At 44.1% G+C, this 11,485-nt stretch carries 12 protein-coding genes; 6 read left to right on the forward strand and 6 right to left on the reverse strand.

All coding sequences use genetic code 11. From position 1 onward, the window contains the following. Positions 1 to 34 precede the first annotated feature (34 nt). The 3 genes from tenA to MD588_RS14185 all read left to right on the forward strand — a co-directional run bounded on the left by tenA (position 35) and on the right by MD588_RS14185 (position 2,250). Positions 35 to 697, forward strand: coding sequence for a thiaminase II (gene tenA, locus MD588_RS14175; protein WP_265698020.1), 663 nt, complete (start codon positions 35 to 37; stop codon positions 695 to 697). Positions 698 to 958: 261 nt separating this feature from the next. Continuing rightward, positions 959 to 1,570 carry a glutathione S-transferase gene (locus MD588_RS14180; protein ID WP_265698021.1) on the forward strand — a complete coding sequence of 204 codons (612 nt, stop codon included), beginning with the start codon at positions 959 to 961 and terminating at the stop codon, positions 1,568 to 1,570. An 11-nt stretch (positions 1,571 to 1,581) separates the two neighbouring features. Continuing rightward, on the forward strand, positions 1,582 to 2,250 hold the full coding sequence (locus MD588_RS14185; RefSeq protein WP_265698022.1) for a glutathione S-transferase family protein: 669 nt from the start codon (positions 1,582 to 1,584) through the stop codon (positions 2,248 to 2,250). A 60-nt stretch (positions 2,251 to 2,310) separates the two neighbouring features. On the opposite strand, the gene MD588_RS14190 is transcribed toward MD588_RS14185, so the two are convergent. From MD588_RS14190 to MD588_RS14215, 6 genes are all read right to left on the reverse strand, one after another. Further along, the gene (locus MD588_RS14190; protein ID WP_265698023.1) at positions 2,311 to 2,967 is read right to left on the reverse strand and encodes a YdcF family protein; all 657 of its coding nucleotides are present in this window, start codon (positions 2,965 to 2,967) and stop codon (positions 2,311 to 2,313) included. 17 nt (positions 2,968 to 2,984) lie between these two features. Continuing rightward, positions 2,985 to 3,524: a YaeQ family protein gene (locus MD588_RS14195; RefSeq protein ID WP_265698024.1), complete on the reverse strand. Its 540-nt coding sequence runs from the start codon at positions 3,522 to 3,524 to the stop codon at positions 2,985 to 2,987. Positions 3,525 to 3,585: 61 nt separating this feature from the next. Next, entirely contained in the window at positions 3,586 to 4,038 is a 453-nt protein-coding gene (locus MD588_RS14200) for a hypothetical protein (RefSeq protein WP_265698025.1), read from the reverse strand. A gap of 168 nt (positions 4,039 to 4,206) precedes the next feature. Further along, entirely contained in the window at positions 4,207 to 4,512 is a 306-nt protein-coding gene (locus tag MD588_RS14205) for a GIY-YIG nuclease family protein (protein ID WP_265698026.1), read from the reverse strand. Between the two features lie 148 nt (positions 4,513 to 4,660). Then, on the reverse strand, positions 4,661 to 5,326 hold the full coding sequence (locus MD588_RS14210) for a YceH family protein (protein WP_265698027.1): 666 nt from the start codon (positions 5,324 to 5,326) through the stop codon (positions 4,661 to 4,663). Positions 5,327 to 5,670: 344 nt separating this feature from the next. After that, a complete protein-coding gene (locus MD588_RS14215) occupies positions 5,671 to 6,609 on the reverse strand; it encodes a GGDEF domain-containing response regulator (RefSeq protein WP_265698082.1) in 939 nt (312 codons plus the stop codon). A 292-nt stretch (positions 6,610 to 6,901) separates the two neighbouring features. Here MD588_RS14215 and MD588_RS14220 point away from each other — a divergent pair, with 292 nt between their 5' ends. The 3 genes from MD588_RS14220 to MD588_RS14230 all read left to right on the forward strand — a co-directional run bounded on the left by MD588_RS14220 (position 6,902) and on the right by MD588_RS14230 (position 11,436). Next, a complete protein-coding gene (locus MD588_RS14220; RefSeq protein ID WP_265698028.1) occupies positions 6,902 to 7,354 on the forward strand; it encodes a DUF3069 domain-containing protein in 453 nt (150 codons plus the stop codon). A gap of 311 nt (positions 7,355 to 7,665) precedes the next feature. Beyond that, positions 7,666 to 8,949, forward strand: coding sequence for a winged helix-turn-helix domain-containing protein (locus MD588_RS14225; RefSeq protein ID WP_265698029.1), 1,284 nt, complete (start codon positions 7,666 to 7,668; stop codon positions 8,947 to 8,949). A gap of 150 nt (positions 8,950 to 9,099) precedes the next feature. Then, positions 9,100 to 11,436, forward strand: coding sequence for a fatty acid cis/trans isomerase (locus tag MD588_RS14230; RefSeq protein ID WP_407676570.1), 2,337 nt, complete (start codon positions 9,100 to 9,102; stop codon positions 11,434 to 11,436). The last annotated feature ends 49 nt before the right edge of the window (positions 11,437 to 11,485 follow it).

An 11,485-nucleotide genomic window follows, 5' to 3' on the forward strand; every position in this document is an offset into this window, starting at 1 on the left:
TTTCTGTTTTATCTGATTTCTCAAAGGAACTTACGTGAATCATCAAGACTTAATCAATGCTTGCCAACAAGACTGGCAAGACTATACCGAACACAATTTCGTCTCCCAACTAGCCAAAGGGCAGCTGGACAAAAACGCGTACCTACACTACCTAAAACAAGATTTTCTGTTTCTAAAGCATTATGCCCGTGCCTACGCGTTAGCCATTTTTAAATCCAGCACACTGGAAGAAATGCGTGAACCCCTGCCCAGCCTGACAGCATTGCTCGATTCGGAAATGACCCACCATATTGAGTACTGCTCGAAGTGGGGACTGACCGAGTCCGATATGGAAGGAGAGCCAGAAGATTTCGGTACCGTATGCTACACCCGCTATGTTCTGGATACAGGAATGGCCGGTGATCGTGTCGATCTCTTCGCGGCGCTTGCTCCTTGTGCGATCGGCTATGCCGTTATCGGTACTCGCCTCATCAGCTGGGCTGAGACACAGCTAGAGAACAACCCCTACCGGAGCTGGATTGAGCTATACAGCGGCGAGGAATACCAATCCGGTGTACAGGAAAGTATTCGACGTCTCGATGAGATGTTGGCAGAAATTCCGCTTAGCAGCCAACGCGGACAGCGCCTGTGTGAAATATTTAAAACAGCCACTCGGATGGAGGTAGCATTCTGGCAGCAAGGCCTGAACGCCTCATAACATATATCAGGCTCCCCTCTGTGGGAGCCCTTTTTATCTATACTGCTTTTTAACGTAGAGCTACTATGCCCTCAAATCAGCACCTTACCTACGAGGCCCAAGCTACCCACCCAGTCATTCTCGCTGAAACGAGCATCTTGAAGTAGTTTGAGTATACACCTAACCTCACTATTGATATTTAGGCCGCGTTTGAGACTTGACCAATCATGATGTTATTGCATACGTTTTAATTTATGCGTTCGTTAATAGTAAGGAAAAGGAATGAAAATCTATGAACTCGGGCCAGCACCAAGCGCCCGACGTGTCAGCATATTTTTGGCCGAAAAAGGGATAGAGGTAGAGCGCCAGCACGTAGATATACGAGGTGGTGAAAACCTTAGCGAGGAATTTAAAGCCAAAAGTCTAAACGGACAGATCCCCGTACTTGAACTCGATGATAGAACCACGATTTGCGAGTCCATCGCCATCTGCCGCTACTTTGATGAACTGTATCCAGAAGAAAGCTCAATGTTTGGTGATACGGCGATTGAAAAGGCACAAATTGAAATGTGGCAACGCTTAGTCGAATTACGTGGATTATTAGTTGCCATGCAAGCTTTTCGCAATATTTCAGGCATTTACCAGGATAGGGAAAACTGTTTGCCTGAGTGGGGACAAGAATCCCGCCAGCGACTAATCGACTTCTTGCCAACCCTGGACAAGCAGCTCGCTGACACGACCTATATTGCAGGTAACAGATTTAGCGTTGCCGATATCACTGCCGTCATTCTATGTGACTTCATGAAAAATCTTGAAATCCATCTTGATGACACCCTACCGAATCTTAACCGATGGTATCAACGTATCAGTGAGCGTCCGTCGGTCAAAGGCTAACGGAGTTAACGATGATCGAGCTATACACAGCAGCAACCCCCAATGGCCATAAAATCTCCATCGCGCTTGAAGAGATGGGCTTGGAATACCAAGTTCACGAACTCGACTTAATGGCAGCAGATCAAAAGCAGCCGGAGTTTATTGCTATTAATCCAAACGGCCGAATTCCTGCGATTATCGACACCGACAATGATAATTTTGCTGTCTTCGAATCTGGCGCAATCTTATTATATTTGGCTGAAAAAACAGGAAAATTTATTCCAACCGATCCAAACAAACGCTCCAAGGCCATTCAGTGGTTGATGTTCCAGATGGGCGGTGTCGGCCCAATGATGGGACAAGCCAATGTATTCTATCGCTATTTCCCCGAGAACATTCCTTCGGCAATTGAACGGTATCAACATGAGGGACGGCGGTTATTTGAGGTCATGGACAACCAGCTAGCGAAACATCCTTATTTAGCCGGTGATGAATACACAATTGCCGATATGGCAGCCTGGCCGTGGGTACGGATACACGACTGGAGCGGCATTGATACCGAAGGGCTGACTCATCTACAGCGTTGGTTAAATGAACTCGCAGAACGCCCTGCCTGCCAGAAAGGGATCGTTACCCCACCACCTTCAGAGCTAAGTGATGAAGAGCAGGCAAAAGAGATCAGAAAAATGGTCACACGTTAGCTATTGTCCTTAAAACAAACAGGCACCGGTACGTAAACCAGTGCCTGTTCCAATTATTTACTATTCTGCGGTTGTTGCAATAAGGTGCTCATTGAAGCCAAGCGCAACAAGAGATTCAAATGCCAGCCAGACTTCATCAGGAATTTCTTGCGGTATCGAATAACCTTGCTCCGGATAAAGCTTAATCCGCTGTAAGTCACCCAACATCACGTTGATAACATCGCAATAGGAGAGTTGCTCGTTCGGATATTCGTCGAAACTTAAAGGCGGCGACGTCACAGTCAACAGCTTGCCCGGCCATTGTTGCATCACCGTGGCATACGTTCGTCTTTCCATAAAAGGCTTCTGAACCAGTATCAAGCGTAGCGGATCCAGTCCTTTATCTTCCAGAAGTGCACGGGTAAATTCTACATTTTCACCGGTATTAGTCGACCGAGGCTCGATCAAAATACATTCTTCTGGCACCCCCATATCAACCGCAATTTGTGCGAACGATTCAGCTTCAGAACAGGCAAATAGCCCTTGTGTTAACTCACCGACGCCACCTGAAAAGACAATATAGGGGGCATAGCCCTCAAGAAACAATTTAGCCGCATGTTCAGCAACACGAACATCATTACTACACAGGACAAATAAGCAATCACTCTTTTCTAAGGCGTTGTTGAGTAAATGATAATCCCAAATTTTCTGTGCCAGAGAATGAACTCGTGTTGCCATATAACAGGTCCTCTTTATTAACGATGCCACCAATCAGGTACAATGTTGCAGCTTTCATCACCGGAACTTAGCCAGCCCTGCTCACCTTCAATAGTTAATTGAAGCTGCATGCTTCGTTCTGCCATGGCTTCAAGCTCAGCCAGTGTCGCATCATTGATGAACACTACCGAAACATTCTTATATTGAGTGACTTTAGCTTTATTTTGCTGCCACCAAACTGGAGCGGCATGATCACCATAGGCAAAAATGATGACTTTTTGAGAACGATGAGATGCCTTGCGAATACGTTTCTCATCCGGCAAACCTAACTCAACCCAAAGTTCAATTTCATCACTGAGACTTTTTGTCCATAGATCAGGTTCATCGGTATCAGACAACCCCTTGGTAAATTGCAGATCCTCGTCTGCATTTAAGCCCCAGGCAACAAGACGAAGCATTAACCTCTGAATGGTCTCTGAAGGGTGACATGCTAGTGTGTGTGACTTATCAATATAAACATGACGGTCCAGATCAGCTACGTTGAACTGGGCCTTATAAATGGTGGCTTTCTGTGCCATAACAAAATACCTGGGTTTAAGATGCCTGAAGTGTAGTAAGAATAAGACAAGAGTTCAATTTCTATTGGCTTTTCAATGCAATAACCCGTTGGTTAATCGTGGCCATTTCTCTTGCCAGTTGCTGGCATTCTTGTTTGAGTTCAGCTAAAGATAACTGGTCAAATTTTCTCTGGTACTGTTGTTGGGCATTCGCTAGAGCCGTTCGCCACTCTATGACTTCTACGGCCGACAGTTCTTCATCTAACAGCCTCTTACCTTCCAAAATATAGTCCCGAGCAACTTCTGAGTAGCCATCAAAAGCTATTTTAACATCGGTACTAATACTGGATTCTAATCGGTTACAGCCTGTAATAACCGTCTCTGTTAGCTGAAACGTCGTATAGATACCGACCAATTTGTTTCTCATCACATTCCCGTCTTTGCCGGGGTAAGAGGCGTCTGTCACCTCTGAGCCATTGGCCGCGGCTGAGACAAAAATCAACGAGAGAAACAAGTACCAAAGTTTATTCAACACAGTCAGGAAACCTAATAGACACACGATTAATTCAATATACCTAAGCTACCTCAAGGTACTGAACTCACTCTGAATCCTGCACCTTAAGCAAGCTTAAGTATAATACGTGAATACTTTTGGAATGCTCATCGTTTTTCGTGATCAGGCCCCCAAGTTTAAAACAGCGTTTTATTGCACCAAGGCATCCACCCTAAGCTCACGACTGACAATTGATTCCTTTTTCGCCTTTGACAATTTTTTTATTCTATATTCCAACTGCATGGCTTTTCGCTTGTCTCCCACCACCTCTGACCATACCAGAGTTAAAGGTCCTTTCCCTTTTAAGTATTTAGCTCCTTTATTACCGGTTTGGTGTTCTTTGAATCTACGTTCAATATCTGTCGTAACCCCGCAATACAATTGATTCGATGCTGTTCGAATCAAATAGACAGACCATGTCGCACCGTTTGTACTCTTTATTTCTATATTACTCATCCTGGCTCATATCAGGTCATTTTGTCATGCTGTAAAAAAGGCCCAGCTAATGCTGAGCCTGAAGTTTACGCATAGTTTTCGAGTTGCTCTGCTTAAAAATACAAGCAGCGATGGGCGCAACATAATTGAGAGACACCCCTAGTCTGCTTTACGAAGTTAACGAATCAAGAAGCTCTTTTAGTTCTGCGATTTCTTGTTTCATTGCAGCAACCTCATCTTCAAGCTTAGTAATACGTTCCGATGTCGGTGATGAACTACTTGCTACAGGAGCCGCCTGCGAAACCAAAGCCTCCAAGTCAACCTCACCACTAAACAAGTGCATATAACGGCAATCACGCTTGCCTGCTTCTCGCGGTAACTTCACGACATACGGCCCTTTAGGGTGCTCTGCTAACCCATTTAATACCGCTTCCGCTTCTTTGACATCAGCAAAATCACAAAGACGATTAGTTCGCGTACGGATTTCGCCTGGTGTTTGTGGCCCGCGCAGCAGCATGACACAAATGGCCGCCTTCTCTTGCTTGGTAAACTGCAAGGTACTGAACTCGGTGTTGCAGAAACGATGCTGGAACTTTGCAACTCGACTACCAAATCCGGCTGTCACTTCTTGCAGAATACGTTTAGATTTCAACTCTTCGACAGTATCCAATACTGTCGCTTCATCCAGAGACAATACAGGCTCTCGGTTACTCTTTTGATTACATGCCGTTGTTAGCGCATTCAATGTCAATGGGTATTGATCCGGAGTGGTAACTTCTTTTTCAAGCAAACAACCAACCACACGCGCTTCATTCAGCGAAAAGCAAATATCCATGATCTTCCCTCACCCTTATTATTGATACCAATACTGATTCCATTTCTTGCTCTCTCTTGAATATCAAAAAATGAAATCAGCACTGACCTGTAGGGAGATTAGCACGACTTGTCTGAACAACAAGCGCTGACCTATTTGACTGCCGGAAAATCAATCAACTAGCGCTTAATCTTGCGATGTCATACCGATTTATATCCAGCAGCTTCAGGGTTATCGTTTCAGAAAAAATGACTACGCGGATAGGAAGGTGAGAATTTGAACACATAATGTCTCAGCAAAAAGCACCAACAAAGCACCTGCACTTAAGTTTCATCTAACGATTCGAAATCAACATTCCAATACCATTAGGTAAACTCAGCAGCAACGTATCGATTGCGCCCCTGCTCTTTCGCCTTATATAACACCTTATCGACAATTTCATACATATTTTCAGCTGATTCTAGGCCAGTAGGAACCCAAGACACCATTCCCTGGCTAACCGTCACTACGTTTGATGTTGTTGACTTCGCATGAGGAATTTCAAGCCTATGGATACAATTTTTCAACCGCTCACATTCTCTTACGGCCTTTGTCTTATCACAATTACTGATCAACACAACAAACTCCTCGCCACCATACCGTGCAGCGAGTTCACCGGCACGACTAAAGGTTGTTTTTAGCTCAGCAGCAACTGCCTGCAAACACCGATCACCTTCAAGGTGACCATAATAATCATTGAATGCCTTAAAGTGATCAACATCAATCATGATGATTGTTAATGAGAAATTATTACGACCATGCCAAGAAATAAACTCGGTGAGTTTTTGGTCAAGATATCGACGGTTAGCCAACATCGTTAAGCCATCTTCATTGACTTGCTCCGACAGGCGAACATTTGCTTGCTCCAGCTGTACCGTTGTCTCCTTCAGTTGATGTCGCATATGCGCGATACGCTGCATGGCTTTTAGCTTAGAGTCTAATACAATTTTATTGACTGGTTTAACCAAATAGTCGTCGCCGCCCATATCAATTGCCTGAGCTATCATTTCAGGCTCATCATGACCACTCAGAAAAATAATTGGTACCCAATCTGGGTGTTTAATTCGGATTTGTTCAGCAACCTCGGTTCCACTCATATCTGGCATACTGACATCAAGCAGTACCAAGTCAGGATCAAATAGTGGATACTTTTCTATCGCCTCATGCCCTGAGCACACCGCTTCTACGATATGACCTAAACGTTGCAGTCGCATTGCCAACTGCATACGCTCTAAATGAACATCATCGACCAGTAAGATACGCATTGCTTCCATGAAAGCATCCTATTGATATAAAAACATTTGTGCTGTCTTTAATATATAGCACAGCTGAAAGATTAACCTAGCCAGATATGAGCTTAATTTCAAAGTTGGGAAACTATCGTGACTTTGTTAGCAAATTTTTAAACACGACTGGCTTTTTTACAAGAATCATAAGATACACTACTGAGGTTAACCTGAATAAAATCCCTCGAGACCATGATGAGGAGAATTGTTGACTTTTACTCGCAGGGCTTTAGGATTCCCCCCCTTAACTATTCAGCTGTAGGAATTAGCGATGTCTGAGATCGAAAACAAAGAAGAGCAAACTGTTGAAGAAGTGAAATTCACTTTAGAAGATTGTTCACCAGAACTACGTCAGGTTGTTGAATTTGAAGAAGTGCCAGAAGAATTACTGGACATGCTAATCAATGTATACAAGGCATCTGAACCGACTTCTCGTGAAGCATGGGATCAAATGCCAGCAAGCGCTCAAAATGTTCTTGATAACTTTGAGCAGTTTCACGCGCTTATCGCTTTGAGCCAGAGCTACTCAGGTGTTGATTTCCTAGGCGAAATGCAAGAGACACAAAAACCTGCAGAGATGTCTGACGATGAATACACTGAGTACAAAGCAGTAATGCTGGACAAAGTACTTCATAACTGTGTGAAAGACATGTGTAAGCAGCTTAAGAAAGCACGTCGCAACCCACCAATGAAGCGTGAATTCCAAGAGATCTTCAAGAAGTAATCTTGCAGGTTTATAAGGGAGGTAATAGCCTCCCTTTATTTGGTTAAACGGCTCTTACTTTTCAGGGTGTTTCCACATCCGTGAAACTACTTATTCCAATCGTTTTTTTTCATGGTAAACTTACTTTTCGCCATGAATAATTAAGTAATCAACGTCAATTCCTTAGTGAGAATTCAGTTTATTAGCATCTTCCATATCAGTAATGGGTCTATAGCTTCCTCTTTTAGCGAATTTCCACACTATATTGCTAATTACATGGTCTAACTTATAAAAGGAAGGGTTACGCTTTGTTTCACAAACCTGAGGTCTGAATGTCAAGCAACGAACAGATTAAATTTCGAACTGGAGTTTACTTCATTCCTAGCCTCGGCATTATCAAATCTCCTGATTCAACGCAAAAGCTAAACCTTTCAGAGCAGAACATTCTTGCCTATCTGATCACTAATCATCACCGCCCCGTAACAAAAGACGAGCTCTTAAAGGTGGGCTGGCCAGATCGTATTGTAACAGAAGCTTCTTTATTTCAGGTTATACGAGCTCTGCGCGTAAAGCTGCAGGAAAACAGTAAAGGTGATGTCATAGAGACCCTCCCCCGGGTTGGATACCAGATCATCCAATTTGAAAAACGAGAATACCAGCAAAAGCTAGCTCCTTCCGGTAAGCCAAAAACGCAGCCGAACAAATCCTGGTTTTTTCTGGCATTCTTGCTACTTGTCGCAGCCGTTGGCCTGGGCAGTTATCAGTGGTTAAATCAGTATAAAAAACCAGAGCAAATCAATTACCTCACCAAGACAGAAGCACGGGGTAATAATACCCTGACAATCATTGCGACAAACAAACAGGATCTTAATGATCTCATTAGCAAACTTGATCATGCTTTCTTAGAGCACAAAAAAAACTTTAACCCATCAAAAATTCAAAATATAAAGGCTTTCGCATATAAAGGCGAAGGCCTTTATTCTCTTGCATGGTGCCGAGTTGATAATAACCAGGTCTGCCTGCCACACTCTGATTTTTCCTACGCCATTGAATATGATGATTGGGACAATTTCTCACATTTTCTCGCTTCCGAGGTAAAGTCGACACGAGAAGACCCGATCATTCAAACTGAACTAGCCCGGGAACCTACCTCACAAGTTTTTGTCAATTATGTCGACGGTTCTGGCGTGCAGTCCAAAGTTGTCCATCATTACATCTCGTACGATGACTCCGGCAATATAAACTACTCTAATATGTCTTTTATCACTGAAAAAGATACCGAGTATCACCATGCACTATCGATAAGAGCCGCTACTTTATCCATTGTTGATAACCATTCCCCCTTCCTTGCAACAGCCGAACTAAAACCTGAGATGTTCCACTGGGCATACCAGCCAAGTGACATCATTGTTGAAGAAAAATCAACGGCACTGATGACAGAGCAGCGCATGAGGGATAATTTTAAAACCAAGCATATCGTCTATAGCTATCTCCTCTACCAGCAGCCATATCTCGATTTAGTTTTTTACCCGAATACTGGCATTTACTGGGTTCATAACAGCGTAATGACTAGCGAATTGTTTAAGAACAAACACTATACACCGCGCTCCAAGTAGTACTAAACTCAATACTCCATCAATTGAACACTATTTGATATAGGCCATTGCTATAAATAACAAGCAACCTATACAATTAGATGATTACATATTTTACTATCTATTTTCATGAACTTACCTTTTTTAAAACACAGCAGGCGTGCTGTTATAATGCTGACCACACTTGTGTTTTCTGGGTGTGCTGTTTACGCGGGTTTCAATTATGACCAGCTATACGGCATGCCTGAGCCCAAACAGCGGATGCTTCCGGCAACAGCACCGATGGCTCAGCGCTACCTGACGGAAGTTAAGCCAATCATCGAGAATCGCTGTGTTGTCTGCCATGCCTGCTACGATGCTCCATGCCAACTTAAGATGTCATCATCTGAAGGCATTGATCGCGGTGCAAATAAAGAAAAAGTGTACGAAGGAACTCGCCTGCTCGCGGCAAATACCACTCGAATGTTCATTGATGCCCAATCAACGCCTGAGTGGCGTGAGAAAGGTTTCTCGCCTGTTCTCAATGAGCGCGAGCAATCGCCCGAAGCGAACACCCAAGCGGGTGTCATGGCCCGAATGCTGCAGTTAAAACAAGCTCATCCTCTGCCAGCTCAAGCCGTATTAGATGATAGTTGGGACTTTTCTTTAGATCGGGACCAACAATGCCCGACGATTGAAGAAATGGATCGTTTTGAACAAAACTATCCCCAGTGGGGAATGCCTTATGGCCTCCCTCAAATCAGCCAGCATGAAAATGATACACTAATGGAATGGCTAGCTGCAGGCTCTCCAATGACCGGCGTTGAACCGCCATCGGCTGCCACTCTGGCTAAAGTCAATGAATGGGAAACATTTTTGAATGGTAACTCGTTGAAAGAGCAGCTTGTTAACCGTTATATCTATGAACACCTGTTTATGTCGCACCTCTATTTTTCTGACGACAAACAGCCGGTATTCTTTAATTTAGTTCGCTCTAAAACTGCACCAGGTAAGCCGGTGGAGGTCGTAGCGACTCGTCGTCCTTTTGATGATCCCGGTGTTAGCCGCGTTTATTACCGCTTGGTTCAAGTGCGAGAGACAATCGTCGACAAAACACACATGCCTTATGCGCTGAATAAAAAGAAAATGGCGCGCCTTAATGAACTGTTCCTAGAACCTGAGTATACCGTCTCTACATTACCAAGCTATGAGCCATCTTTAGCCGCAAACCCTCTGATGTCGTTCAGCCAACTACCAGTGGATGCCCGGTATCGTTTCATGATCGATAATGCGCAAAATACCATTATGGGCTTCATCAAAGGCCCGGTTTGCCGGGGGCAGCTTGCATTAAACGTCATTAACGACCGTTTCTGGGTGTTCTTTGTCGACCCTGATATGGCAAACACTCCAAGTGTCAGCAGCTTCTATGACTCTCAGGCAGACAACCTTCGTCTACCGGCAGAAAACGAAAGTAACACAATGCCAATTACAAATTGGATTTCATACGCCAAACAACAGGGACGCTTCCTTCGTGCCAAGAATGAGTTACTAAACAAGACATTTGAAAATGGTGAACATCTAACGACAGATTTGATTTGGAACGGGGATAATCACAATGATAATGCAACCCTAACCATCTTCCGCCATTTCGACAGTGCAACGGTTGCTAAAGGCCTCATCGGAGATCAGCCGAAGACGGCATGGGTACTCGATTATTCGCTGCTAGAGCGTATCCACTACTTGTTGGTAGCGGGTTTTGACGTCTATGGTAACTTTGGCCACCAGCTTGTAACTCGCATGTACATGGACTTCCTGCGGATGGAAGGTGAATCCAACTTCTTGTCTTTATTACCGACTGAAGTAAGGCGTGAAGAGCTTGCTAACTGGTATCAGGGAGCAGATCAGCACCTAAGTAAATTCATACTTGGAGATATCAACGCATTTGATCAGCCGACAGGTGTCAAATACAGCACCGATAATCCCAAGCGTGAGCTTCTGAATATGCTACAGAGCCAATTAAGCGAAGTGAGTTCCAATCGCTATGCCCTCTCGAATGCACAGCTATCTCCAGAGAGTATTACAGCATTAAATAAAATTGCGCGACTCAAAGGCCGACAGGCTACCCTGTTCCCTGAGCTGACGTTTATTATGGTTGAACCAACAAACCGGAGCGTGAAGCCCCAGCTTTTCACTCTGGTTAGAAATAGTGCCCATAAGAACATATCAAGCCTGTTCAATGAAGAGTCGAACCGCCTGTTTGATAAGGACGATATGACATTAGTTAAAGGCTTGCTGGGCAGTTACCCTGGAGCTTTTTGGCATATCGACGAATCTCAGCTACCAGAACTTACAGCTCAGCTTCAGCTTATCCAATCAGAACAGGACTATCGCGAATTCCTTGATAAATACGCAGTGCGCAGAACGAGCCCTGACTTCTGGTCTTTCAGCGACAGAATTAGCCAGTTGTATCGAGAAAATTACCCGATAGAGGCTGGCCTGCTAGATTATAACCGTTTGCAGAATCGTTAACGGCGTACCTTCAATTAAACAAAAAGCCTGCGAACGCAGGCTTTTTTCA

The organism is Photobacterium obscurum (assembly GCF_026191635.1).
GTDB classification, from domain to species: domain Bacteria; phylum Pseudomonadota; class Gammaproteobacteria; order Enterobacterales; family Vibrionaceae; genus Photobacterium; species Photobacterium obscurum.

Excerpts from the sequence above, each read along its gene's own strand:
- MD588_RS14205 (WP_265698026.1), bottom strand. The coding sequence starts at position 4,512 with ATGAGTAATATAGAAATAAAGAGTACAAACGGTGCGACATGGTCTGTC.
- MD588_RS14195 (WP_265698024.1), bottom strand. The coding sequence starts at position 3,524 with ATGGCACAGAAAGCCACCATTTATAAGGCCCAGTTCAACGTAGCTGAT.
- MD588_RS14180 (WP_265698021.1), top strand. The coding sequence starts at position 959 with ATGAAAATCTATGAACTCGGGCCAGCACCAAGCGCCCGACGTGTCAGC.
- MD588_RS14210 (WP_265698027.1), bottom strand. The coding sequence starts at position 5,326 with ATGGATATTTGCTTTTCGCTGAATGAAGCGCGTGTGGTTGGTTGTTTG.
- MD588_RS14230 (WP_407676570.1), top strand. The coding sequence starts at position 9,100 with ATGCTGACCACACTTGTGTTTTCTGGGTGTGCTGTTTACGCGGGTTTC.
- MD588_RS14215 (WP_265698082.1), bottom strand. The coding sequence starts at position 6,609 with ATGCGTATCTTACTGGTCGATGATGTTCATTTAGAGCGTATGCAGTTG.
- MD588_RS14190 (WP_265698023.1), bottom strand. The coding sequence starts at position 2,967 with ATGGCAACACGAGTTCATTCTCTGGCACAGAAAATTTGGGATTATCAT.
- MD588_RS14220 (WP_265698028.1), top strand. The coding sequence starts at position 6,902 with ATGTCTGAGATCGAAAACAAAGAAGAGCAAACTGTTGAAGAAGTGAAA.
- MD588_RS14225 (WP_265698029.1), top strand. The coding sequence starts at position 7,666 with ATGTCAAGCAACGAACAGATTAAATTTCGAACTGGAGTTTACTTCATT.
- MD588_RS14185 (WP_265698022.1), top strand. The coding sequence starts at position 1,582 with ATGATCGAGCTATACACAGCAGCAACCCCCAATGGCCATAAAATCTCC.